Source organism: Pediococcus claussenii ATCC BAA-344 (genome assembly GCF_000237995.1).
Classification (GTDB): domain Bacteria; phylum Bacillota; class Bacilli; order Lactobacillales; family Lactobacillaceae; genus Pediococcus; species Pediococcus claussenii.
Genome location: NC_016605.1, coordinates 197,848 through 223,403 on the forward strand (window position 1 = coordinate 197,848; position 25,556 = coordinate 223,403).

General features: G+C 36.6%; 28 protein-coding genes and 1 pseudogene. 24 read left to right on the plus strand and 5 right to left on the minus strand.

Annotated elements, in window-relative coordinates:
* The 4 genes from dltD (at position 1) to PECL_RS00955 (ending at position 3,361) form a co-directional block, all read left to right on the plus strand.
* Positions 1-1,278 (plus strand): D-alanyl-lipoteichoic acid biosynthesis protein DltD, encoded by a 1,278-nt coding sequence (gene dltD / locus PECL_RS00940; protein ID WP_014214717.1) that lies wholly within the window; start codon positions 1-3, stop codon positions 1,276-1,278.
* A 356-nt stretch (positions 1,279-1,634) separates the two neighbouring features.
* Positions 1,635-2,081 carry a hypothetical protein gene (locus PECL_RS00945; protein WP_041534537.1) on the plus strand — a complete coding sequence of 149 codons (447 nt, stop codon included), beginning with the start codon at positions 1,635-1,637 and terminating at the stop codon, positions 2,079-2,081.
* Positions 2,082-2,142: 61 nt separating this feature from the next.
* Entirely contained in the window at positions 2,143-2,463 is a 321-nt protein-coding gene (locus PECL_RS00950) for a hypothetical protein (RefSeq protein ID WP_014214719.1), read from the plus strand.
* Between the two features lie 67 nt (positions 2,464-2,530).
* Positions 2,531-3,361, plus strand: a complete 831-nt coding sequence (locus tag PECL_RS00955; RefSeq protein ID WP_014214720.1) for a YitT family protein — start codon at positions 2,531-2,533, stop codon at positions 3,359-3,361.
* Positions 3,362-3,495: 134 nt separating this feature from the next.
* Here the strand turns inward: PECL_RS00955 and PECL_RS00960 are convergent, their stop codons facing one another.
* Positions 3,496-4,095, minus strand: a complete 600-nt coding sequence (locus tag PECL_RS00960; RefSeq protein WP_014214721.1) for a TetR/AcrR family transcriptional regulator — start codon at positions 4,093-4,095, stop codon at positions 3,496-3,498.
* Positions 4,096-4,183: 88 nt separating this feature from the next.
* Here PECL_RS00960 and PECL_RS00965 point away from each other — a divergent pair, with 88 nt between their 5' ends.
* Positions 4,184-4,792 carry an ECF transporter S component gene (locus PECL_RS00965; RefSeq protein WP_014214722.1) on the plus strand — a complete coding sequence of 203 codons (609 nt, stop codon included), beginning with the start codon at positions 4,184-4,186 and terminating at the stop codon, positions 4,790-4,792.
* A gap of 182 nt (positions 4,793-4,974) precedes the next feature.
* Here the strand turns inward: PECL_RS00965 and PECL_RS00970 are convergent.
* Positions 4,975-6,753, minus strand: a pseudogene (locus PECL_RS00970) (FAD/NAD(P)-binding protein); the annotation flags it as partial.
* Positions 6,754-6,945: 192 nt separating this feature from the next.
* Between PECL_RS00970 and PECL_RS00975 the strand changes: the two are divergent.
* Positions 6,946-7,581, plus strand: a complete 636-nt coding sequence (locus PECL_RS00975; protein ID WP_014214724.1) for an HAD family hydrolase — start codon at positions 6,946-6,948, stop codon at positions 7,579-7,581.
* On the opposite strand, the gene PECL_RS00980 is transcribed toward PECL_RS00975, so the two are convergent.
* Positions 7,578-7,820, minus strand: a complete 243-nt coding sequence (locus PECL_RS00980; RefSeq protein WP_014214725.1) for a hypothetical protein — start codon at positions 7,818-7,820, stop codon at positions 7,578-7,580. The genes PECL_RS00975 and PECL_RS00980 overlap by 4 nt on opposite strands.
* A 175-nt stretch (positions 7,821-7,995) precedes the next feature.
* Here PECL_RS00980 and PECL_RS00985 point away from each other — a divergent pair, with 175 nt between their 5' ends.
* The 9 genes from PECL_RS00985 (at position 7,996) to PECL_RS01020 (ending at position 14,171) form a co-directional block, all read left to right on the plus strand.
* Positions 7,996-8,664 (plus strand): CPBP family intramembrane glutamic endopeptidase, encoded by a 669-nt coding sequence (locus tag PECL_RS00985; protein WP_014214726.1) that lies wholly within the window; start codon positions 7,996-7,998, stop codon positions 8,662-8,664.
* Positions 8,665-8,683: 19 nt separating this feature from the next.
* Positions 8,684-10,018, plus strand: coding sequence for an MATE family efflux transporter (locus tag PECL_RS00990; RefSeq protein WP_014214727.1), 1,335 nt, complete (start codon positions 8,684-8,686; stop codon positions 10,016-10,018).
* Positions 10,019-10,316: 298 nt separating this feature from the next.
* Positions 10,317-10,850 carry a hypothetical protein gene (locus PECL_RS00995; protein WP_014214728.1) on the plus strand — a complete coding sequence of 178 codons (534 nt, stop codon included), beginning with the start codon at positions 10,317-10,319 and terminating at the stop codon, positions 10,848-10,850.
* A gap of 84 nt (positions 10,851-10,934) precedes the next feature.
* Positions 10,935-11,462 (plus strand): hypothetical protein, encoded by a 528-nt coding sequence (locus tag PECL_RS01000; protein WP_014214729.1) that lies wholly within the window; start codon positions 10,935-10,937, stop codon positions 11,460-11,462.
* A 96-nt stretch (positions 11,463-11,558) separates the two neighbouring features.
* Positions 11,559-11,828, plus strand: a complete 270-nt coding sequence (gene rpsN / locus PECL_RS01005) for a 30S ribosomal protein S14 (RefSeq protein ID WP_014214730.1) — start codon at positions 11,559-11,561, stop codon at positions 11,826-11,828.
* A gap of 8 nt (positions 11,829-11,836) precedes the next feature.
* Positions 11,837-11,956: a putative metal homeostasis protein gene (locus tag PECL_RS10120; protein ID WP_014214731.1), complete on the plus strand. Its 120-nt coding sequence runs from the start codon at positions 11,837-11,839 to the stop codon at positions 11,954-11,956.
* A gap of 242 nt (positions 11,957-12,198) precedes the next feature.
* Complete coding sequence (locus tag PECL_RS09690) at positions 12,199-12,753, plus strand: MarR family winged helix-turn-helix transcriptional regulator (protein ID WP_014214732.1); 555 nt, start codon at positions 12,199-12,201, stop codon at positions 12,751-12,753.
* Positions 12,754-12,927: 174 nt separating this feature from the next.
* Positions 12,928-13,812: a hypothetical protein gene (locus PECL_RS01015; RefSeq protein WP_041534538.1), complete on the plus strand. Its 885-nt coding sequence runs from the start codon at positions 12,928-12,930 to the stop codon at positions 13,810-13,812.
* A gap of 2 nt (positions 13,813-13,814) precedes the next feature.
* Positions 13,815-14,171, plus strand: a complete 357-nt coding sequence (locus PECL_RS01020; protein WP_014214734.1) for a DUF3899 domain-containing protein — start codon at positions 13,815-13,817, stop codon at positions 14,169-14,171.
* Positions 14,172-14,239: 68 nt separating this feature from the next.
* Here the strand turns inward: PECL_RS01020 and PECL_RS01025 are convergent, their stop codons facing one another.
* The gene (locus tag PECL_RS01025) at positions 14,240-15,589 is read right to left on the minus strand and encodes an HD domain-containing protein (protein ID WP_014214735.1); all 1,350 of its coding nucleotides are present in this window, start codon (positions 15,587-15,589) and stop codon (positions 14,240-14,242) included.
* A gap of 284 nt (positions 15,590-15,873) precedes the next feature.
* Between PECL_RS01025 and PECL_RS01030 the strand changes: the two genes are divergently transcribed.
* The 6 genes from PECL_RS01030 (at position 15,874) to PECL_RS01055 (ending at position 21,857) form a co-directional block, all read left to right on the plus strand.
* Complete coding sequence (locus PECL_RS01030; RefSeq protein WP_041534539.1) at positions 15,874-16,314, plus strand: YwiB family protein; 441 nt, start codon at positions 15,874-15,876, stop codon at positions 16,312-16,314.
* A 44-nt stretch (positions 16,315-16,358) separates the two neighbouring features.
* On the plus strand, positions 16,359-16,904 hold the full coding sequence (gene rpoE, locus PECL_RS01035; protein WP_041534540.1) for a DNA-directed RNA polymerase subunit delta: 546 nt from the start codon (positions 16,359-16,361) through the stop codon (positions 16,902-16,904).
* A 198-nt stretch (positions 16,905-17,102) separates the two neighbouring features.
* Complete coding sequence (locus tag PECL_RS01040; protein ID WP_014214738.1) at positions 17,103-18,701, plus strand: CTP synthase; 1,599 nt, start codon at positions 17,103-17,105, stop codon at positions 18,699-18,701.
* Positions 18,702-18,933: 232 nt separating this feature from the next.
* Positions 18,934-20,205: a UDP-N-acetylglucosamine 1-carboxyvinyltransferase gene (locus tag PECL_RS01045; RefSeq protein ID WP_041534541.1), complete on the plus strand. Its 1,272-nt coding sequence runs from the start codon at positions 18,934-18,936 to the stop codon at positions 20,203-20,205.
* 20 nt (positions 20,206-20,225) lie between these two features.
* Positions 20,226-21,512: a transcription termination factor Rho gene (gene rho / locus PECL_RS01050; RefSeq protein ID WP_014214740.1), complete on the plus strand. Its 1,287-nt coding sequence runs from the start codon at positions 20,226-20,228 to the stop codon at positions 21,510-21,512.
* A gap of 96 nt (positions 21,513-21,608) precedes the next feature.
* Positions 21,609-21,857: a type B 50S ribosomal protein L31 gene (locus PECL_RS01055; protein ID WP_014214741.1), complete on the plus strand. Its 249-nt coding sequence runs from the start codon at positions 21,609-21,611 to the stop codon at positions 21,855-21,857.
* Positions 21,858-21,963: 106 nt separating this feature from the next.
* Here the strand turns inward: PECL_RS01055 and PECL_RS01060 are convergent, their stop codons facing one another.
* On the minus strand, positions 21,964-23,187 hold the full coding sequence (locus PECL_RS01060) for a multidrug efflux MFS transporter (RefSeq protein WP_014214742.1): 1,224 nt from the start codon (positions 23,185-23,187) through the stop codon (positions 21,964-21,966).
* Between the two features lie 79 nt (positions 23,188-23,266).
* Here PECL_RS01060 and PECL_RS01065 point away from each other — a divergent pair, with 79 nt between their 5' ends.
* The 3 genes from PECL_RS01065 to htpX all read left to right on the plus strand — a co-directional run bounded on the left by PECL_RS01065 (position 23,267) and on the right by htpX (position 25,553).
* Positions 23,267-23,956, plus strand: a complete 690-nt coding sequence (locus PECL_RS01065; RefSeq protein WP_014214743.1) for a class A sortase — start codon at positions 23,267-23,269, stop codon at positions 23,954-23,956.
* A 93-nt stretch (positions 23,957-24,049) separates the two neighbouring features.
* On the plus strand, positions 24,050-24,637 hold the full coding sequence (locus PECL_RS01070; protein WP_014214744.1) for a LemA family protein: 588 nt from the start codon (positions 24,050-24,052) through the stop codon (positions 24,635-24,637).
* 22 nt (positions 24,638-24,659) lie between these two features.
* A complete protein-coding gene (gene htpX, locus PECL_RS01075) occupies positions 24,660-25,553 on the plus strand; it encodes a zinc metalloprotease HtpX (protein WP_014214745.1) in 894 nt (297 codons plus the stop codon).
* Positions 25,554-25,556: the final 3 nt, after the last annotated feature.

Below are 25,556 nucleotides of genomic sequence, written 5' to 3' on the forward strand. Positions count from 1 at the left end.
GTGGCAAAACGACTTTGGATGATTTTTGGGCCAATCGTGGTTGCTGCACTTGTCTTAGCAGCGCTCCTATTTTCCCCATTCAAAATAGATGGTATTAGCTCGAAAACCGAGAGACAGGCGGCAACATCGCTATCACCAAATGTGTTTAAGGGTCAAGAAATTAAGCAGCGCTCACTTAGTAGTGGCTATTATGTTCCTTTCTTTGGTTCTTCCGAATTATCACGTTTTGATCTAGCACATCCGTCTGTTTTAGCAGAAAAATATAACAGGAATTACAGACCTTTTCTATTAGGAGCACCTGGTACGCAGTCTCTTACTCAGTATTTCCAAATGCAATCAATTAGTTCTGATATGAAAAATCGAAAAGCAGTTTTTGTGATTTCTCCTCAGTGGTTTGTTAAACAAGGAACTAATCCTAAATATTTCCAATTCTATTTTTCTGCGATGCAAGCAACTAGTTTTATTTATCAAAATCATAAATCAACACCAGCTTCGCGTTATGCGGCAAAGCGTTTGGTAGCACTTGAGGGTCCAACTTTAAATGCGCGTTTGAAAGATGCACTTATTAAGATGGGTCAAGGAAAGCCAATTTCTAGTGAAGATAAAACATACTTTGAGTATTATTCTCGCTTATTGAGACATGAGGATCAGTTATTCTCTGGTATTAGATTGGGTAACAATGTCGGTACTATTGATAAGCAAGAAGCTAAATTACCAAATAATGATAATTCCAAGGAAGTTCAAGAGGCTGTCAATAAAGAGGCTAAGGCAGAAACGACTAATAATCCATTTAAGATTAAAAACAGTTTCTACAGCAAGCGTTTAAAGAATAATATTGGACGTAAGATAAAGCCTGGCTTTGAAAAGAATTATGATTATACTGAATCACCAGAATTTGCAGATTTTCAATTGGTATTAGATCAGTTTAACAGGCAGAACACTAATGTTATGTTTATTATTCCGCCTATTAACGAACGTTGGGCTAAATATGCTGGCTTATCAATGAACATGATAAGAGAATTTGATAAAAAGATTAATTATCAATTGAAGGAACAGGGCTTTACAAATGTGGTTGATTTAACGAAGGATGGTTCAAAACCATACTTTATGGAAGATACGATTCACATTGGTTGGAACGGTTGGTTAGCTGTTGATAAGAAAGTTAAACCATTCCTTGAAAAGAAGCAGAAGGAGCCTAAGTACCATATTGAAGATCGATTCTTGTCTAAGGATTGGCAATATTTAAATCCGAACGATATTAGTTCATTCAAAAAGTAATAAAAAAACAGAGAGTAAAACAAGCTGATTAGCTTGTGAGGATTACTTTGTTTCACAAAGTCACTCATAATGTCGGCCATTCCTATGGGCGAAGAGCGCCTCGTAACTAGCAAAGACAAAAGACGAACGATGAATGGGCTATTCATCGTTCGTCTTTTTGTATTTAAGCGGAATGATTTGACTTATTTCTCGCATTTTTGCTATTTAGTTTGAAAAATAAATTCAGCTTTTAATTATGTCACGCTTCGATTTTTTAGTTAAAATGATAAAAATTAGAAAATTACTTGATGTTTTGGTACCTAAATAATATAATAATCAATGTTAATTAGGTACCTAATATAAATGAGGTGATTACGATGATGGAACTAACAGATTTTGAATCGGGGGAAAAACATACAAACGGTGAAGATCCTTTTTTATTACAAAATGAAGTATTGAAGCTAGTTGAAAAACTTTTTAAAAAAGTAGACTATTATAAATTTAGTGATTTATATCTAAATGATTTCTTCGATGTTGATCCTGAAATGACAATCGATGGCGAAAATTTTGAAGGGGTTCAAACAGTTACAAGTAGGTTGGCACGGGAATTTGAAGAGTATTCTGAAAGCGATTATGAATATTCAAATATACAAGTTCATTGTGATCCTGATTTAGTTGTTAATTTTTCAATGAATTTTAATGGTAATCATCAAACAATGATGGACAGCAACATAACTGCAATTAAAAGCTCAGGAACAATTTCGGGACAAATTTCTGTTGAAGAAAAGCTTAAAATTATGACATTAGAAATCGAAAAACGTTAAACCTTTTGTAAGGAGTTGTGTCGATGTATAATTAGTAAAATTATACTCGGAGGTTATTGCAATGTTAACGGTATTTGATGCGATTCGGATTTTACGAGTGAATCATCGCGGAATTAATAGTCAACAGATTGTTGTGACTGATTTAGGCGGGAAGCCCAATGCAATTTTAACAGCACTTAATCAGGATGTGTTGGAAAAGATTAATATTTTTATGTCGATTGAGTACGATACAACAATCGACGATGTATTGTTCATGCTTTCAGCTAACACGCCATTACCGGAGGATGTTTTATCAGAATATGAAAAGATTTTGACTGAAAATGTTATTGAAGTTAATTTCGCTACTCGTAAGAACCTAATTGAAATTGTAGTTGGAAATTAGCTTTTTTCTGTACAATGTCTTCATTGATATGACACAATGATACATAGGTAAATACAATGGAGGTAGCATGGGAAGAAAAATAATTCGGTGGGGTTTTGAATTAATTATAATTATGATTGCCCTTGAGATCCTTGCAGTGAGTATTAATATGTTTTATGCACCGCATAATGTTGCGGCAGGGGGAGCCACTGGTATTTCAATTTTGCTATACGATGCATTTAAGTGGAATCGTGCAATCGTTGTTTTGAGTATTAATATTGTAATGTTAATACTTTCTTGGATAACGTTAGGTAGGACGACAACGGCGCGCATTACAATTGGTAGTTTTTTATTACCATTTTTCTTGGCCGTGACGCCTAATATTAGTCTGGTTAGTGATCGGACACTAGCAGTTATTGTTGGTGGTGCCTTATATGCAATTGGAATAGCAATTCTGTATCAGATTGACGCATCCAGTGGAGGGACTACTGTTCCCCCGTTAATTTTAAAAAAATATTTCAACGTCAAGCCGGCATTGAGTTTATTGGTAATTGATACGATGGTTTGTGTGTTGAATATTTGGAGCTCTGGAATTGAAGCCTTTATTCTGGCTTTATTTTCATCAGTGATAACCTTACTGATCATGAATTATGTTGAAACTGGAATGGACCGTAAGAAGACGGTTTACATAATAAGTAACCAGTTGGATCGAATTCAGCAGGAAGTTCTTAAGGATAACGAACAAAGTTTTACAAGTATTGAGGTTCGCGGTGGCTTTTCCGGTAATAATCGAGAGATGTTAATGGTTGTAGTCGAAAATTCTGAATATCAGCGTTTAATTAATCGAATCCATGTGATCGATCATGATGCTTTTATTTTGGCGAACAACGTTGCAGAGGTCCATGGTGGTGGGTTTTAAAACAAATAATGAATTAATCAAACCCATGAATAAATAACAAAATCCAGGGTAGGATATGGTCTCATTTAACCAAATCCTACCCTGGATTTTTGCGCGGATTGAGGAGTATAACTTCAATGTTTTAAGCTTAACAATTACTTCCAATTTAGATTTGACTTAATTAATTCAAATTGGCTATCAATTTTTTGCTCGGTAATACCGCCCGTTAGCGCTAGGACGCTAAGACCTTCAATTAAAAACATAATTTGCTCTGAAATAACGTCTAAATGGTCACTCTGCAGGGCGTTACTAGACACACCATACTGTAATATTAAAAGAATGGTTTGCTGAATTACGTTAAATTGTTCCTGTTGAAATTGACGATCGGATGTTTCTTTGTGGGTGAAATAATATTCATAAACAGCGCGTAGTAAACTACTGTCGACACGATTTAATAAACGATCCTTTTGACCATCAAAATATTTATTTAAAAGTTTACTAAAAGAAATATTGGACTCAATGTCAGTCCTAATATTATCTAATGAATGATCATTGCGCTGTTTGAGAACAGCAATGAAGATTTCGTCAACCGATTTAAAGTATAAATAAATACCACCACGACTAATATTGGCTTTCTCAATAATGTCTCTCATGGTGACATCTAAAAAGCCTTTTTCTTGAAAGATGATTTTAGCGCTATCTAAAATCACTTTTTCTTTTATTTGTTTTCTCTGTTCATTTGTTATTTTTGACATAAATACCTCTAAAAAAATAATGACATTGGTGTCATTTTGTAGTATAGTACATTTAATGACATAAGTGTCATCAAATGGAGGGAAGAACATGGATTCAAAAGAACGTACTCAAAGATTAGTTACAAGGGCCATTTTTATTGCTATTATTGCATTACAAACCATGGTTCCAGCACTAGGTTATATTCCGTTAGGATTTGTATCTTTAACGATTATTCATATCACAGTTATTGTAGCAGCAATTATGATGGGACCTGTTGACGGTATGCTAATTGGTTTTGTTTGGGGGGCGCTTACTGTTGTTCGCGCGTTTATGACACCAACCAGTCCGCTGGATACCATCATTTTTACTAACCCAATTGTGTCCGTAATACCTCGTGTACTTGTTGGACTAGTTGCTGGTTTAGTATTCCGGACATTGTATCGCAAGTTTGAAAACTTAACGGTCGCAAGTATTGTAGCAGCAATATTCGGAACTTTAACAAATACTTTTTTGGTTGTTACCCTCATGGGTACATTATACACATCTACGCTCACAAAAAGTTACAATGTTTCAAGCGCAGGCTTAGTAAAAGTATTAATGGGAATAATCGGATCAAATGGAGTTGTTGAAGTGGGAGCTGCAGTTGTTATCACGCCCTTGATTATCCAAGCTTTGTCGAAAACAAGAAAAGAATTCTCAAATATGTATACTAAGTAAAGCGTAGGAATGGACCGTTTAGTTTTGAGGGATAATGAAGGACGATACTTGATGTTTTTTCAAGGCTCCGTCCTTGGTTATTCGCAGAAAATTGGCTTTCACTCATTCTATTTTGTCAGCCCAATAATGCTTAAAAAGAGTAGAACAAGCTCAGCTTGTTCTACTCTTTTTAAATACATATTTTAAATAGCTTGGTTAAGTAAAGCTGCTACTTGTGATCCGATTTTATCCGCCATACGTAATCGAATGTCATTCACACCTGGAATTGGCGAGCCGTTGGTTAACCAATGACGCTGTTCGGTTGACAGTCCCCAAACAAAAAAATTCTTTACAGGCAAGCCGTTAGTACTAATTAGTTCAGCTGTATCAGCTGTTGTATCAATGGCTCCAGTTTGGAAGGTGGTACCGTTTGATAGCTCTAATTGGTAGATTCGACCTAAACCGCTCTTGATAAGGTTTTGGATCAAAGAATTTGTAGTACGTCTTGCATCGGGTGCGGGTAAGCGGCCTTCAATTAAAGCAGTTGCGTGGTAAACTTTATCGTTCAGTAGTCCAGACTTAATAGCAAACTGATTTTCCTCAGTGAAAACTTCCATATCTGGTCCGACCAGAGTTAAAACAGACGCTTTTATTAAAGCAAGAACTTGTTCAATCCTAAAAATAGGAGGCCCAACTGATAAGAAACTATTGGCATTATTGAATTCACGAAGGAAAATATTTAGAAAGTCATCATTACTAATTAAATTATATGAAACTACTTTTCTAATGTTCGTGCGAAGTTCTCGCAGTTTTTCAAATGCACTAGAGATTGGATCCGTTTTATTGCCACGTTTGGCGTTCTCAATGTCTTGTTTGAGGTAGGTCTTTACGAATTCTGTAAATGAATTACTATCCTTAATATTATTAGGAAGTGGATTAACAAGTTTGTCCCAACTAAATCGGTTCTGACTAATATCATACTTATCTAAAACTGAAGCAAACTTTTCGTTGCTTGCGAGCAAGTCTTTTTTAAAATCATCAAGTTTTACTCGTGGATAGTCATTTTTAACCAAATGAACGTAATAAGAGTATGACATTTCCAGCTGAATTAGGTGCATAAATTGTTTTCCAGAAATTTGACTATCAGAATCAATTAATTGAGTTATGAATTGATCACTAAGAAAATGACGGGGAGATGTTTCACCGACTATTTTTTGGTCAAGCGCTCGAGCGTGATAAGGTAATCCACGCCTAGAACTTGCATAGATTGTGGGTTCGTCTCCCGAACGGTGATAAATCATGTCGCCATTATCATCACGATCAAAAACACCACCACGGCGTTCGGTTAGATCAGAAAGATAATCCACGAAACTTAATCCAAGTCCTCTGATGATAACAGAATCGTTTGGTGCGATATCATCAATATCAACTTCATTAATATAAGCCGCTGGAACATAAGTTAGGTCATGCTCTTTTGCAAATTCGGAGAGTTGTTCTTCTTCTTGACTGAGATAATCAGTTCCTTCACCAAGTGCTGCGGAAACTGCCGAAACTTCATAGGCGGAAGAATCCGAGATAACCACGAAAAGATCATCGTCTTTTCTATGAACGTTTGAAACTTGCTCTAAATGTTTTTGAATGTGAATGTTTGCAGGCAAGTGGGCGATTAACTGGTCATAGTACCACCATTGGTATACGCCAAAAAGCGCTCGTGACGAATACGAAAGCTGATCTAACTCAGAGACTTCTTGAAGAAGCCCTGATTCGCGAGCAAAATCATGTTGTTCAATGTATGCGGCAGCTGATTGTTTTGCCCATTGGTATAAGGTGGGTCCCTCAACAATTGGTCCGTCTATTTCAACGGAAGAGTCATTATAGAGAGTGATTTTACTGGCAAGTGAATTCATCTTGTATTCTAGATTCTGACTAGGTGTCCACACCCGACCAGCGATGTTGTAAGGGTCAAAGATGTGAACAGTTAAATCAGTTTGTGCGGCACTGACGTTTGACTACGAAATAATTCGTTCCAAAGCCATTAGGTTTCTGGGGCCAGCACCAATTAAAGCGATTTCCATAATACGATTTCCAGTCCTTTATTTTTCTACACATTATCATATCATATATAATGGACTAGATAGGTATTAAATAGTCAGAAAAGGGAGAGGCAAACTTTTATGAGTAAGTATCAGGTAGTAATGTTTGATTTGGATAATACATTGTTGAAAACGGAGCAAGCTTCAATTGCAGCTTTAACACAGGCGTTAAATGAAGATGGCGTAAAGGTAAAGGCTAGCGCGATTCGCAAATTGATGGGGATTCCTGGATTAGAAATGGCAAAAAGGTTAGGTTCGTTTGAACCAACAAAAACGATCAACCGGTTTAACCAGTTGATCGGTAAAAAAGTAGATTTGATTGAAACATATGATGGTATAAAACAGATGATTACTGCCTTGGGAGATTCCTCGTTGGAGTTTGGAATCGTTACTTCGAAATTAAAAGAGGTTTACGATGCAGAAATGCCACATTTTCCTGAAATTAATGCCATTAAAAAAGTGGTTTACTCGGATGATACCAAGGAACATAAACCTAATCCTGAACCAATTGAATTCGCCCTAGAAAACAAGTTTGATCATATCAGTGTTAATAACGCATTGTACGTTGGTGATTCTTTATTTGATATGCAGGCGGCACATGCAGCACACGTAGATTTTGCAAATGCACACTGGGGTGCTCTGCCCAATGACGATTTTTCAGACGCGGAGTATATCTTGAACCATCCAAGTGAATTGTTAAAAATAGTTAATGACTAATTAGCTTCTACTAACCAGTCATTAGGTAATAATTGGTGAAAACTTTTAGTAATAGGAAGCCATAGTTTATTATTGATAATATCAACAAGCGATTTCCAAAATAGTGGATCAGTCGCTTGTTCTTGTGTGGGATAAACGAACACGTATGTATCCTTGCTGGTTTTAGCCATGATTTTGTGTTCGGACTTTCCGATTAATTGAACTTCGAGATAGTCACTTGATTTATCATTAATAATCATAAGTAAAGTTCCTTTCTTTTAGCATAAGTTAAGCATAGTAAAAAAGTTTGAATAGGTATTGGACATTTTCTTAAACTTGACTAAAGAAGTAAAAAAAGAATCTAGGGTTCTAAGGTACAAGCTACGATTTAAAGTGTAAAATGACAATAAATTACGAATTTGGGCGGTAATCTTCATGCAAAAAAGGTTGATAACCATTAGCAAGAATATTTTGATTCTATTGGGAACTTTTGTGGTTTATCAGGTTGCAATGCTCCCGCAAATTATAGCTGAATATGTTGCTAATATTGAAATTGTAAAAGTTATTTTGGCGGTAATGTATATTGCTGCAGCGGGTGCTACGATACTCTTGCTATGGCAAATATACCAATATCTACTCCAACGTAATCGTTCACAAGCTGGAATCGAACCTTTTACCAAGAAAACGCTTTATTTTATGGTTTTGATTTTAGCACTTTGGGCGCTATTTATGTTCTGCAGTGCTTGGTATTCTAAATGGATTGGTGGAGGGCAAACTCCTGAAAATCAACAGATTATTAATGATCTGATTCGTAAATTACCAGTATGGACATTTTTTGATGTAGTAATTTTTGGACCAATTTCTGAGGAATTAATTTTCAGAGGCATATTTTTTGAATTATTTTTTAAAAGCGAGAAAAATTGGGTTCAAGCTTTAGGAATTCTGGTAAACGGAATTTTATTTGGAAGTTTGCATGATACAGGATCGGCCTTTCCTATCTACGCAATAATGGGTTGTTTACTTGCATTTACGTACGTAAAAACAAAGGACATTCGTTGTAGCATGTTTGTTCATATATTGAATAATTTTATTTCGTATATTTAAAATGAAGGCGGGTGGATAAATGAATAGTGTTTTAACAAAGGGAAATCCAATACGTGGAATAATTATTTTTAGCATTCCATTGTTATTAGGAAATATATTTCAGCAAATTTATACGATTTCAGATACATTAATTGTTGGACGGGTAGTCGGTGTATCGGCGTTGGCATCGGTTGGAGCAACTAATGGGCTAACTTTTTTAATTATTGGGTTTGCACAAGGAATGACAACAGGATTATCAATCATTACAGCACAGCATTATGGGGCTGGTGATGGTCGCGGGGTGAAGAAGAGTTTTGCAAGTAGTATCTGGATTTGTATATTTACGACTATCATATTAACAACATTAAGTGTCATATTTGCACGACCGTTGTTAATACTGATGCAAACACCAAAACCACTATTAGACGGTGCTTCAACATTTTTAACCATCATATGTGGAGGATTGGGAGCGACAATGTTCTTCAATTTATTTTCTAATATGCTACGAGCCTTAGGAAATAGTAGAGCACCGCTTTTCTTTTTAATCATCGCATGTATAATTAACGTAGTTTTAGATATTATTTTAATTGTCTTCTTGCATATGGGAATTGCTGGTGCTGGTATCGCTACGGTGTCAGCTCAGTTAGTTTCTGTTTTCCTATGTTGGTTTTATATTCGTAAAAATGTTCCATTTTTAACCGTGGAAAAAAATGAGATGAACATTGACTGGAATGGGATTCGAAAACAAATCAATATTGGATTACCGATGGGATTCCAAGCATCAATCATCGCAATTGGTTCAATTATTTTACAAGTTTCCTTAAACGAATTAGGGCCACAAGCAATTGCAGCGTATACCGCCGCCGGAAAAGTGGATCAGTTGGCTGTTCAGCCCATGATGTCACTAGGGATAACAATGGCAACTTTTACAGCACAAAACTATGGCGCTGGATATTTTAAAAGAATTTTAGTTGGAATTAGGCAATGTTTAGTAACCTCAATTGGATATAGTGTGGTAGTTGGTGGATTAATAATTTTAAATAGCCATTTTTTAGTTAATTTATTTATTGGGAATTCTGAACAGCATATCACTGATTTAGCGCACCAATATTTTGTGATTGTTAGTTCTAGTTATTTTTTACTAGCTATCTTATTTGTGATTAGGTATACATTACAGGGACTCGGTAAGAGTTTTGCTCCAACCATGGCTGGAATTGCCGAACTAATTTCACGGGTGATTGTTGGTATTGCGGTTGTACCAGTTTTTGGCTTTTTTGGGGCATGTTTTGCGAACCCCCTAGCATGGATTGGGTCAAACTTGGTATTGGGATGGTCGTACATTCAAACGGTACGTTCTATTCGTAAGCGCATTTAATGCTAAGTAATTTAGAATAACATATAATGACTGGAATAAGAGGAATTTTAATGTTCGATTTGATAATAGAAATGTGTTGCATGAGGCACCTCCTTCCGTCTAGCTAAGTAAGCCATCGTGACCAAAAGCGTCATAATGGTTCACTCTGCTGCCAGTTTCCATGAGTCGGTTTTTGACCATGGAAATGGACAACGTATGAGTATAAAAAGTTTTGTGAAACAAAACTCACATTACTAGACGAGCTAGTATACTCAGGAGTTAATCGCCTCATTACACACTCTTATTTGGAGGGTATACCATGATTTTTAAATATGATCCGACTTTAAAAAAAGTTATTGAAACAGGAATTACAGTTCAAATTAACTCGGAAAATAAAATAGAAAAGTTGGCTAATATAGAAACTGGAATCAAATACGTGTCTGATAAGGAAGTTAACGGTGACTACTATAGTTTTATGTCCTTTGATGATGGTCGCGGAATTGTTTTTTACAGTGATGGCGATTTATTTGACGGTTTTACTGTTTTTGAAACTCCACTCGATGATTTTTATTTTGAAGTCAATATGAATAAGGATATGTTAGATCTCGATGATGGTGTTGGAAATGAGACGGATTTTCCGGATTTACTGACAGGAAACGAAATTGGTGACCTAGTAAGAGATTATTCAATTAAAGATGATGAAGCGTTGAAGAAGTGTCCGGCTTATTTAGAAATTAGTAAATATGTTGGAAAGTATTTGGGATACGGTGAGGAAGAAGAACAACAAATTAATTTAGAATTTACAAAGTTTGTGATGGCAATTTATATTGATCAAAATCATGTAACAAACTAGTAAAATACGAATGGTTGCCTTTTACCAAGTTAGTAGTATAATTTCTAATGTTTTAAAGATCATTGGAAATATTTGGAGGGTATCATGATTTTTAAGTATGATTGTTTAAGTGGGGTTTGCTCATCCGGAAAAGCAATTCAAATTAATGAAGATAGTTCAATTAAAAAAATTGACGGATTAGTTGGCGTTGACTACGTTACCAAGAAGGACCATCGCCATGATTATTATGTGTTTGTTCAAGTTGACGATGAGAACGGAGTAGTTATCAACACGGATAACCATACCGATATGGGTTATTTCATGTTTCACACGCCACTTAGTGAATTTTACTTTGAAGTAAATACCAAGGCAAGTTTGCTTGATTATTATGATGGCCCCGGCGAGGAAATCGACTTTCCTGACATTATGGAGAAGGAAGATATTCCATCGTTATATGAGAAATACCATGAGGCAACGGATGATGAGTTAATGAAAACAAACGCGTATCGTGATCTGGATATCTATGTAAGTAAGTATTTGCGTCTAAGTGAACAAACTGAAAAGAAGATTAATTTAACCATTATTCGCTTAGCATTTGTGGCTTATCGGGATTCACAATTGGTAAAAGCATAAATATAAGTCATAACAGTTTACTTTTTGTAAGTAAGCTGTTATTTTATTAGTTACTATATAACTCAGACAATTGTAAAAGACTAATAAGGAGAAAATATGGCAAAAAAATCAAAAATTGCAAAAGCAAATAAAATTCAAGCAACTGTTGATCGTTACGCTGAAGTACGTACAGAGTTGAAAGCAGCTCGAGATTATACAGCATTGAGTCGTTTACCACGAAATGCATCGCCAACAAGAATTCATCGTCGTGATGGATTTGACGGACGACCTCGTGGATATATGCGAAAGTTCAATATGTCACGATTAACTTTTAGAAAATTAGCTTTGGCTGGACAAATTCCTGGCGTAAAAAAAGCAAGCTGGTAGGTGATATTATGGAAAAAACAGATTTAAGTACAGCACGTCGTATGTTAAAAAGTACTAATATCAAAACAAAGAAACGTGGTCTGAGAGTGATTAAGGCCGTGAAAAAGCAAACTGTTCGCGTTAAATAACGTGAGTTCTAATTTTGTTAATGTGGATTTGTAAAGAGATATAAGACGGAAGACAATAAGTATTATTAATTTGTAAAAATTAAATCCTGAATGATGGTGTTTTAATCATCTTCGGGATTTTTTTATTAACCAAGAAATCTTTTCCCTTGACTTTTATTTAGGTGCCTATATAATAAATAAATATAAGGTACCTAAATAATACATGTGTTAATTTTAAATCAAACAAAAAGAGGATAATAATTATGGATGAAAGTAAAGATACAAGATTGTTTTTTAACTTGGTTGGAATAATGAAAATGGCACGGCGAACACCAATGAGTGGGTTTGATCCTATGCATCATCACGAGGGTGGACCACATGGCTATGGTAAGCAACGTGTATTGAAAGTTTTGCATGATAAAGATAATATTACTCAATCAGAAATCGCTGAAATCTTAGACGTAAGACCTTCATCAGTTTCTGAAATGCTAGGTAAACTTGAGAAGAACGACTTGATTGTTCGCAAACAGGATGAGAATGACAAGAGAATTACACGTGTTCAATTGACGGACAGGGGTCGCAAATTCTTTGAAGAGCAACACGCACATTTTAATAGTCAAAATAGTCCTTTTGGCGAGTTGTTCGATGTTTTGGATGAAGATGAAAAGGATCAATTATTAAGTTTAACCGATAAAGTGATTGGCAGTCTCAAGGACAAGGGTGAAGACCAATTTAACGGTATGGGTGATCCGAGAAATATTATGAATCGTCATCATCGTCATGGAGATGATCGCCGCGGATTTGGGTTTAAGTGGTAAAAGATGATATAGAATTAGGTTTAACTAAATATAGGCTTTAATTACGATATATTGCGTAAAATCCGTGTCAAAAGAAATCCGAATGATTATTCATTGTTCGGTTTTTTTTTGTTAAATGAGGTATATATTGCTTCATGGTATAATGTGGTAATTAAAAAATGAGGAGCGAGTAGAATGATAATGTTTCGGAAACTTGCTTTAAGTGTTTTTACAATCACGATAATGTTTTTATTAACTGCATGTGGAGGATTTACCAGTCAAAAAAGGACACCAAGGTCAAGCAGTAATGATCAGGTAGCAACGACGACTTCTGTGGTAAAAAAAGCGAAATCACTAATTAAAGAGGGACGACTGGATGATGCCCATCAAATTTTAAAAAATGAACAAAAAAAGGCAGCAAAAAATACAGAGGTAAATCAGTTATTAACCAGTGTTGATAAACTGACTATTGTGAGTGATGCTTTAAAAGATGGAAACAGTAGCACTGCAAAAGCCGAATTAACCAAAGCCCGTGCTAGTTCTAACAGTCAGGAAGTAGCAACAAGAATAGCTAGTTTTCAGCAACAAGCTAGTCAGTTAGAAAAAGCCAATACGTTATTTTCAACAATTCAAATTAACTTGAATCAAAAAAATATTGGTGCTGCACAAAATGCAAATGAAGAGTTACAAGCAATAAACGTTAATTTAGCAAAGGTTGTTGAGATAAAGCAACAAGCTGCAAAGCTTATGCAGGGGCAAGAAGAAGCTACTACTAGTAGTGATAATACTGCTAGTAGCGGCTCAAGTGGGATGAACAGTCAGCAAATGAGTTCCACACAGAATTTTTCAAATCAAGAAATGACAACGGTTCTGAATAATTTTAGGGCAGCGAGTGGCATTGCCTTTAATGCTGAAACTCAGTTCAATTTAACAAAAATTTCGGCAGAGGTCTATCAAATCGATGTGAAGAATATAGCAGCTAAGGATAGTAATAACCCTACTGGGACTTACAGATATAATATAAAATCAGGAATAGTACAAAAAATGAATCCGGAAACGGGTTCTTTCGGTGGTAAGTAAACATGAAAAATATGTGGAATAAAATAACATTTGGAATAGTAGTGATTGCCGTTTTAGTTGCCATTTTTGTAAAACCGGTTATTTTGGCGAGCAACATATTATTTATCTTCGGTATTATTTGTGTGTTGGCGGCGGTATGTGTGATTTTAGCTGATAGTAAGTTATTTATGGGCTTCTGGATTCGAAAACAGAAACGTAATTCGGATTGGATCGATTCCAAATTAGAACAGGAAGACAAAGATTTAAGAAAAATTGCTTCACGGAAGAACGAGCCAATCAGGTTTAAACCGGTGACGCGTTTTTTATTGGTAATAGGGGTGCTTACAATTGCGCTGAGTATCATTATTACCTTGGTTTAGACGAAATAAAAAGAGTTTTGAATGAATTGTGCGTATTTTTCGGCACAATATTTCAAGACTCTTTTTGATTAGATTAATTGATTGTTTTGAATATGATTTTTAAATTGCTCAGTTTGGGTAGAAAACAAAGTTTCGTTACTATCAGCAAGCATTTCTTTTGGAAAATAAAAGCGCTCGTCAGTGGACACTTTGCCAGAAATGGAACGTACAAGATCACTAACGGATGATAGTTCAATTAAACTACCATCATTTTGAATCAACTCTATCTGGGTTCTAGGCTTGGAAGAAGTTGGATCATAAGCATCATAAGGTAAATCATAACTACTATTAACAGCGGTGTAGTAATCAGTATCAAAACCGGAGTCAGCTACTATTTGACGAAGTTCATTTAATTCTTTTTCATGATTATTGCTAAATTGAATTGATTTTAAGGGGATTCGGTTTAAAAATCGTTTTGCCAAATCGCTAAGAATTGGATCATCATCATCTTCCCACTGTAAAAAATAAGTATTTAATACTCCGTCATCAAGTTTTAGATAATCATTCAAGGTAAAATTATTGTCAAAGAAAGGGAGAAGATAATGTGGTTGGAATGACCGTTGACCATTACCACTGCGTTCTGATTGATAAAGGGTGTTTGCTCGTTGTAATAACCTTGCAAGAATAACTTCCATCGACCTTGATACTGAGTGAAAGTAAACTTGTAAATACATTTGAAAGCGACTGACAATAAAGTCTTCAACGGCGTGAACTCCACTGACCTGAAATCCAATTCCACCCTTGTACGGACGCATTACTCGCAGAATTCTAGTGAGATCGAAGGTCCCGTAGTTAGTTCCAGTGTAGTAAGAATCACGAAGTAAGTAGTCCATACGATCAGCATCTAACTGACTTGATATTAATTGAACGACTTGTGGGTTAGGATAGTCGTGACTAATGACTGAAGCAACTTGGGATGGAAAATCAGGACTAATTTTACTTAATACCTGATTCACTTCGGTACTAGGATCAGTAATGATTTGGGTGGTAATCTCTTCGTGATTAGTATTGAAGATATGCTCAAATGTATGTGAGTAAGCACCGTGCCCAATATCGTGAAGCAATGCGGCGCAAAGCGTAACAAGCCGTTCACTGTTATCCCATAGCCCATCATTGGCCTCTTTGGATGGGTAATTACGTTCAAAGCTTGAAACTATCTGGCGTGCAACTTCATAACATCCAAGCGAATGAGAAAAGCGGGTGTGTTCAGCACCGTGAAACACAAAAGATGTTGTTCCAAGTTGATGAATACGGCGCAATCGTTGAAATTCCTTCGTATTAATTAGGTCTAAGATAACCTGATCTTGAACGTAAATATAATTATGGATTGGATCACGAAAAACTTTTTCCATTGGAAGTTGTTGATTTGAATTATGCATTAGCGTTCCTTCTTCTGGTAATTTATATATAGAGCGAGACATAAGTCGAGAAATGATGAGCTATTCATCGTTTGTTTCTTACGTATAAGCGGAATCATTTGACTTATTTCGCGCCTTTTAGCTATTTAATTTGGAAATTAAGCTTTAATTATAGTTATGCCTCAATCTCATTATATAGTATATATTGATTATACATTTTTTATTGGATATTGAAAAAAGCTCAAAATAGTAATTTCTGAAATTTGATTTATAATATAGGAAAATAGGAGTTTAGGGGTGAAATGATGGCAGAATTAAGAGACGGAGTACCAATTGAAATCCATCTTGAAACTTTTGTGGAACAAGAAGGCGAAGAGACGCACTTGGTTTTTGACGAACAAGGGCAACTTTTTAAAATGGGTAACTCGATTTATTTGAGATATCAGGAAAATAATCCTGAAACGGGTGAAAATATTCCGGTAACAATGAAGATTGATAACGGAGAAAGTATTCTTTTAACGCGTTCTGCAGAGGCTGAGATGCGATTGCGATTTGCTAACGGAAAAAGAATTGAAGCACGGTATAGAACACCATATGGCATTTTACCAATCCAAACGGTAACACCGATGTTAGACGTTCGCCTACGTGATCGTCCGTTTGCAGGTGTGGTTAATATTGATTATCAACTTTTTGCGGGTGAACAACATATTGGTAACTATAAAATACGATTGCAATTTACCGCTTAAATGTAGTATTATTGCATGTAGACTGTTGAAAGGACGTGCGCCAGTTGAAACTAGAAATTTTTGAAGGTCAAAAAAAAGACGAATTATCTTTAATTGAAGTAGCACATGCTATCTTAGCTAATAATGGCGAACCAATGGCGTTCGTTGATTTAGCGAATGCTGTTCAAAATTATTTGAGTAAGTCTGATGAAGATTTTAGAAATCATTTATCACAGTTTTATACTGATTTAAATGTTGATGGTAGTTTCATTTCACTCGGTGAGAACACTTGGGGACTTAGAACTTGGTATCCATTTGATTCGATTGATGAAGCTGTTAATCATAGTGATGAAGACGAAGATGAAGACCGTCCAAGGCCTAAAAAACGTAAACGCGTTAACGCCTTTTTGGCGGATGCTTCAAATGATGACGATGTAATTGATTATGATGCTGACGATCCAGAAGACGAAGATGACACGCCACTTGACCAGCAAGATGATGATAACGATGACGACTACGAAAGCGTCCATGATGATAGTGAAACATTACCAGATGGTATTGAAGGTCAATTATCTGAAATGGGTGATGACGACGATGACGATGATGAATAATATCAACCGTTAAAAGTATTTTTGAAATGTTGACTGATTTTATTGGTTGACTTATGCGTGAGTTGCCTGTAATATGTTTTTTGGGCGCTGGTGATGTAAGCCAGCCATCAGAACGGACATACCCCCTATTCTTAGGAATAGGGGGTATTTTTTGTTTTTAATATGTCGCCGATTTTAATTAAAAGGAGAAGCTAGATAATGACCAAGTATATTTTTGTTACCGGTGGAGTTGTGTCATCACTTGGAAAGGGAATTGTTGCTGCCTCATTGGGTAGATTACTTAAGAATCGTAACCTTAAAGTTACAATTCAAAAGTTTGATCCATATATCAATGTTGACCCAGGAACAATGAGTCCATACCAACATGGAGAAGTATTTGTAACAGATGATGGAACAGAGACGGATTTGGATTTAGGCCATTACGAGCGATTTATTGATATTAATTTAAATAAATACTCTAATGTGACGACTGGAAAGATTTATTCCGAAGTTTTACGTAAGGAACGACACGGAGATTATCTGGGGGCCACTGTTCAAGTTATCCCACATATCACTGATGCGATTAAGGAAAAAATCATGCGCGCTGGTAAAGTAACCGATTCAGATATTGTTATTACTGAAATTGGTGGAACGGTTGGTGATATTGAATCATTGCCTTTCCTTGAAGCGATTCGCCAAATGAAGAGTGAAGTTGGGCCTGAAAACGTGGTCTATATTCACACAACTCTGGTTCCATATTTAAAGGCTGCCAGAGAAATGAAGACAAAACCGACTCAACATAGTGTTAAAGAGTTACGCGGATTAGGTATCCAACCTAACATTTTAGTTCTACGGACAGAAGAACCTATTACTGATTCTATGCGCGAAAAAATCGCATCATTCTGTGATGTTGAACCAGAGGCAGTTATTGAATCTCGTGATGTTGCAAGTTTGTATGAGATTCCATTAAACTTACAGAAACAAAAGATGGACGATATAGTGTTAAGAAAGCTTGGAGTAGAGGCACCTGCTGCAAACATGGATAAATGGCATGAATTAGTGGACCACGTTCAAAACAAGTTAGATCATACTATTAATATTGCGTTGGTTGGTAAGTATGTTGCATTACAAGATGCATACATTTCTGTTAATGAGGCTTTGAAGCATGCTGGTTATGCAGTTAACGCTAATGTGAAGATCACTAATTTTGATTCAGAAAAGATTAATCCTGACAATGTTGCTGAGGTTTTGAAAGGTCAAGATGGTATTATTGTGCCTGGCGGATTTGGTGATCGTGGTATTGAGGGTATGATTACTGCAATTGAATATGCTCGTACCAAAAACGTTCCGTTCCTTGGTGTATGTTTAGGAATGCAAATGGCTAGTGTTGAATTTGCTCGCAATGTTCTTGGATACAAAGATGCTAATTCAACAGAAATGAATCCAGAAACACCACATAATGTTATTGATTTAATGGCAGACCAAGAGGGTGTTAAGGACATGGGAGGAACACAGCGTTTGGGCTTGTACCCATGTAAGTTAAAGCCAGGAACAGTTGCTGCCAAGGCGTACAATAATCAAGAAATGATTCAAGAACGCCATCGTCACCGCTTTGAATTTAACAATCAATATCGTGAAGAAATGGAAGAAAAAGGTTTAGTATTTGCTGGTACATCTCCAGACAATCGTTTGGTAGAGGTTATTGAAATACCTGACAAAAAATTCTTTGTAGCTGCTCAATATCATCCAGAATTTTTGTCGAGACCACAACGGCCAGAAGGATTGTTTAAAGCATTTGTAGCTGCTGCTAACCTCTAGAATTGTTTAAATAATGACTACTACAAATTTTGTGGTAGTTTTTTATTTAGATGTTACAGAGGATACATTTTTTTCAAAGTCTTAAGTGCATGGATACAGAATTCTTTATGAAAAATTTGTGGAATAGTTGTTTTTTACTACAAAATTATTTATGATTGATGTTGACTGTAAATATAAATTTAAATACTTAAAGTGAAATTTAGGTCCAAAGTAATTTTGTGAGGAAAAATTCATGAGAAAAATGATTATCGAGGGTGGACAACGACTCTCGGGCGAGGTAACCATTGGTGGTGCAAAGAATAGCACAGTTGCACTAATTCCTGCTGCAATTTTGGCTGATACGCCGGTTCGATTTGATTCCGTGCCGGATATTTTAGATGTGCATAACTTAATGGTTATTCTTGAGTCAATGAATGTACATTCTACATTCGAAGATGGGGTTATGGTTATTGATCCAACCGAAATTGTTGAAAATCCACTACCAAGCCGCGCAATTAAAAGTTTAAGAGCCTCGTATTATTTTATGGGTTCCCTTTTAGGAAAATTCAATCGTTCGACGGTGACATTTCCTGGTGGCGATAATATTGGACCGCGGCCGATTGATCAACATATTAAAGGCTTCAAAGCATTAGGTGCTTCTGTTAGCGAAAACGAAGATACAGTTTACATTACGGCTGATAAGCGTGGACTCCATGGAGCTCACATCTTTTTGGATGTCGTTTCGGTTGGAGCAACAATTAATGTGATTTTAGCGGCAGTTAAAGCACGTGGATTAACTACCATTGAAAACGCAGCTCGTGAGCCTGAAATTATAGACCTAGCAATGTTTTTGAATAGTATGGGGGCCAAGGTGCGAGGCGCCGGTACAGATGTTATCCGAGTTGAAGGGGTTGAAAAACTCGTTTCAACAACCACCCATACCATTATTCCTGATCGGATTGAAGCAGGAACCTATTTGTCGTTGGCTGCTGCGGTTGGTAATGGGATTACGGTTAAAAATATAATTCCTGAACATTTGGAGTCGTTTACGTCCAAGTTAGTTGAAGCGGGAATTAATATAAAGATGGACGAAGACCAAGTTTATGTTCCTGCTATTTCCAGCATCAGTGCTATTGAGATAAATACGAGTCCTTTTCCGGGATTTGCAACTGATCTACAGCAACCGTTAACAGCATCTTTATTGCGTGCTTCGGGGATGAGTGTTGTTAATGATACGATTTACCCAGAACGAGTTAAACATGTAACGGAATTAAAGAAGATGGGCGCCAAGATTCGAAGCGAAAATGGCGTGATTTATGTGGAACACACTGACCACCTTCAAGGTACTGAGGTAGAAGCTGGTGAAATCAGGGCTGGAGCATGTTTAATGATTGCTGCTTTTATGGCTGAGGGAACAACAACGATCACACGGGCAGACAATATTATGCGTGGTTATGATAGCTTGATTAAAAAGCTTACTAAGTTAGGCGCTAAAGTACAGATTATTGAAGAACCTGAACTTTAGTTATTGCGAGGAGGAATTTCATGAATGATTTTCTAACAATGAATGACTTGCAAAGCATGACGTTAAAAGAGATTTACGAGTTAGCTCGCGAATATAAAATTTCTTACTACAGCCAGATGAACAAGAAAGAATTGTCACTGGCTGTTTTGCGTGCTCAGGCTAAAAAACAATCATTTGTTGAAATGGAAGGCGTTTTAGACGTCATTGAAAATGAAGGATTTGGATTTTTACGTCCTATTAACTACGGCCCTTCACAAGAAGATATATATATATCAGCTTCACAAATAACCCGATTTGGGCTTCGAAATGGAGATTTAGTAGCTGGAGAGGCACGACATCCTAAGCCAAAGGAACGATATTATGGATTGATGCGTGTTACCAGTGTGAACGGTAAAAATCCCGAAGAAGCCAAGACACGTCCCCATTTTCCAGCGTTAACTCCGATTTACCCCAACAAACAAATTAAATTAGAAACAACGACGGATAATCTCTCAACAAGAATGGTTGATTTGTTTGCACCAATGGGATTTGGACAACGTAGCTTGATTGTAGCGCCACCTAAGGCAGGGAAGACAACCCTTTTGAAGGCAATTGCTAATGGTATTACAACAAACTATCCAGATGTAAAGTTAATTGTTCTATTAATTGATGAGCGACCTGAAGAAGTTACAGACTTGGAGCGCTCAATTGATGGTGAGGTCGTATCATCAACTTTTGATCAAGAACCTAAAAACCATATTAGAGTTTCCGAATTGGTACTAGATCGTGCTTTAAGGTTAGTAGAAGATCGACAGGACGTTGTGATTTTGTTAGACTCGATTACTCGTTTGACGCGAGCATATAATCTGGTGATTCCGCCAAGTGGCCGAACTTTGTCTGGTGGGATTGATCCGGCCGCCTTTTATCGACCAAAGAGATTCTTTGGGTCTGCTCGAAACATTGAGGAAGGTGGGTCACTGACAATTTTAGGAACAGCATTGGTCGATACTGGAAGCCGAATGGATGATGTGATTTATGAAGAGTTTAAGGGAACAGGTAATTCTGAATTAACCCTTTCTCGAGAAATGGCCGATCGCCGCATTTTCCCAGCCTTGGATGTACGACAATCGAGTACTAGAAAAGAAGAACTATTGTTGGCACCAGCAATACTTAAGCAGCTTTGGGAGATTCGCAACTCGATGCGTGGAGACTCACTCAGTTATTCAGAACAGTTGATTAAATTGCTGTCAAATACGGATAATAACAAGGCTTTTGTAGAAGAATTAAAGAAAACTAAATTAGGAAGAAAGCAGCGAACAACTAAATAGTCCTTGTGGCAAGTTATCTATTATGATAAACTTGGGTTCGTTGATTTATAAATAACTATGATTCAGCATATGATTCATGGCAAAGGAGCGATAATTATGAAGCAAGGAATTCATCCAGAGTATCATCAAGTTGTATTTCAAGATTCAACAACTGGTTACAAGTTTTTGTCAGGTTCAACTAAAGGTTCAGCTGAAACAATCACTTGGGAAGACGGCAACGAATATCCATTGATTCGTGTTGAAATTTCTTCTGATTCACATCCTTTCTATACAGGACGTCAGAAGTTCCAACAAGCCGACGGTACAGTTGCTCGATTCAACAAGAAGTACGGTTTGGACCAATAATAACCACCAAAGACCTCGCCATGGCGAGGTCTTTTTTTATTTTTAAAATAAAAAAGCATTTTCTACTAAAGTTGGTATTTTAAAATACCAACTAAAGAAAATGCTTTTAGTTTTTAATTGAGGAACGATTCCATTGAAACAATAAGAAGTTAAACAATACTAATATAGATGTTGCAATGAAAACAGCGTTGTAATTAAAAATACTTGAGACTACTGAGCCAATCAATGGTCCGACCATATTACCAATAGCCTGGAAGGATTGATTCCAACTGAAGACTCGTCCTGTCACCTCAGCTGGAGAACGTTTTGCAAGAATGCTTTGCACAGCTGGTAACATTGCACCGTCAGAGATTCCGATTAGAAATCTGAAAAATCCTAAGAAGAACACGGACGTAACGAACGCCATCGGGATATACATAACCATGGCAAAAATAAAGGCATAGGAAAGGATACGTTCGGTCCCAATGTGGTCCCCAAGTTCACCTAAACGAGGAGCGGCAAATAAGTTGGCGATTCCTGGAATAGCAGCGACGATACCGGCAGCAATCGTAACACCGGGACCACCATGCATTAACTCACTAACGTACAAGCTTATAATGGGTGCAATTGAATTATTGGAAGCTTGAATAATCATTGTGGTGATAAACATGCCAAAAACTATACGAGGATTATCTAACTTACCAATAACTTCCTGTGTTGAAAGTGGTTTGGAGTGTTCTATGGGTTTATAATGTTCTTCAACAAAAAACCAACTGAGGAAGAATACTATTAGTAATAGCACACCGGTAATAATAAATGTTAACCGGTAAGAGAATAATTGTGCTAAGATACCACCAACTAGCGGACCAACCAATGATCCGGAAACATAACCAGTTGATAACGTTCCAAGTGCTTGACCACTGTGTTCCTTTGGTGTTTCAGTTGCAATTAAGGCGTTGGAATTACTGATATATCCAGAAAATACTCCTTGAATGAGACGTAGTACAATGAGTTGAAAGACATTTTGTACAAATCCCATGGCTCCCATAACGATTGACATGCCAAGCGCGGCACGTAAAATCATAATTTTACGTCCCCGTCGGTCGGCAAGTTTACCCCAGAATGGAGATGCAATGGCTGTGACGAAGTAAGTTGCCGAAAAGGTAATGCCACTATAAAGTGCTAGTTGAGATTTGGAATAATTTCCTAAAGTACTAACATACAATGACAGGAATGGCATTATCTCGCTGAATGCTATTCCAGCTATAAAAGTTCCAAACCAGAGGACGAAAAGATTTTGTTCCCATGGCGAACGCCGTCGGGTGAATTGATATTTCAACCTATTAAACATAATCGGCCTTCTTTCAAAAAAGATATACTATAATACAATAGCACAATTTAAAAAAATGATAAGCTGGGGGAGCATATTGATGAAAGCAAAAGTAAAAAAATGGTCATATCGAGTCATAATCAGCTTACTAGTATTGGTTAGTTTGGCATTGATTTTTAATCGACAAATCAAAAATTGGCTAATTTCTTCCTATAACCCGGTTGTAACGGAAAAAACAATTGCAACAAGCAAAAATAAAAATGCTTCCTTTGATTTTTCAAAGGTTAAGTCATTGGATTGGGAAACTGTTGCAAAAGCGCGCGCAAAATCAAACCAAATTAATGTGATCGGTGAAGTTGCGTATCCGGACGTGAAAATGAATTTACCAATTGCAGCTGGTGTTGATAATACTACTTTAGCATTGGCGGCAGGAACCTTAAAAGCTAATCAAAAAATGGGTGAGGGGAATTATGCAATTGCTGGTCACCACATGGTAAATAATAATATTCTATTTAGTCCGTTGTATTGGGAAGCACGCGTTGGTCAAAAAGTGTATTTGACGGATTTAAAGAATGTATATGAATACACTGTGAATGAGCGAAAGTTTATACCAGCAACGGATGTCAGTGTAATTAATGATGTTCCAAATAAAAAAATGTTGACGATGATAACTTGTGATGCAACAGGTGCTAAAAGACTTATGATTAGAGCTAAATATGATAAAAAGATGAGTAATAATAAAGCGCCACATAATGTGCAAAAGATGCTTGCATCAAAGTTTAATCGTTAAAGTATAAGAATTGCTGAATAGATGGTAATAATTTCACTATTTTGCACTTTATTTTGTTAAGATGGACTTAGAATACTTGAAGGAGTGAATAATATGTCAGCAATGTGGATCATAATTATTGTTTTAGCAATAATCATTATTGCCGGAATTGTGCTTTATAACAATTTGGTGAAGGCACGCACGTATACACAAGAATCATGGAGTCAGATTGATGTACAACTGAAGCGACGGAATGATTTGATCCCTAACTTGGTTTCTACTGTGAAAGGCTATGCCACTCATGAAAAGGAAACCTTTGAAAAAGTTGTTGAATTAAGAAATCAATTAGTTGATCAGGAATCTAATCCAAATCCCACTAGTGTAGATCGTGAACAAACTATGCAATTGTCTAATCAATTGAGTGGACAATTAAAATCGGTTTTCGCTTTGGCAGAAAACTATCCAGATTTAAAGGCTAATACAGAATTTACAAAATTGATGGAAGAGCTAACTAATACTGAGAATAAGATTGCTTATTCACGTCAACTTTATAATTCAAGTGTTGCTAGTTACAATATCAAGTTACAAACATTTCCAAGTAATTTAGTAGCAGGAATGACTGGATTTAAATCAGTAAATTACTTACAGGTACCCGAGGAAGAAACGGAAGTACCTAAAGTATCATTTGATGACCAAAAATAATAAGGAGTTAGGTGTTTAAAGGATGCTCTATCAGCAAATTGCACAAAATAAGCGACGTACTATTTATGTGATGATTGGCTTTGCAATCCTACTTTTATTTATAGGTGGAGCCGTTGGATACGTGTTCTATAATAGTGCGATATCTGGAATCGTGATGGCAGCTGTTGTAACAGCTGTTTATATGGGAATTATGATTGCACAATCTACGGGTGTTGTTATGGGGATGAACCATGCTCGCGAGATATCTGAACAAGATAATCCAGAGCTGTGGCATATCGTCGAAGATATGGCACTAGTTGCTAAAGTTCCAATGCCTAGAGTATTCATTATTGACGACCCTAGTCCTAATGCTTTTGCAACCGGAAATGATCCCAAACATGCAGCAGTAGCAGTTACTACTGGGATTATGCAACGGTTAAATCGTGAAGAAATGGAAGGTGTTATAGGACATGAAGTTTCACATATCAGGAACTATGATATTCGCCTTTCAACGATTGCTTTAGCGTTATCATCGGCTATTGCGATGCTAGTAAACATCGGAATGCGCAGTTTTTGGTGGGGTGGAGGTAGACGGCGTAATAATAATGATAACGAGGGAAATCTCGGGATTATTTTAATGATCATTTCCGTTGTTTTAGTTATATTGGGACCGATTGCGGCTTCGATTGCCCAAATGGCATTATCAAGAAATCGGGAATATTTGGCTGATGCATCGAGTGTTGAGCTTACTAGAAACCCTCAAGGATTGATTAGTGCTCTTGAAAAAATTTCAGACAGTGCACCAATGAAAGAAGCAGATCCTAGCAGTGCGGCATTATATATATCGGATCCTTTTAAACACAAGCGCTCAATGGCACATCTCTTTGATACCCATCCGCCAATTGAAGACCGGGTTGCTAGATTGGAAAAAATGTAAGTA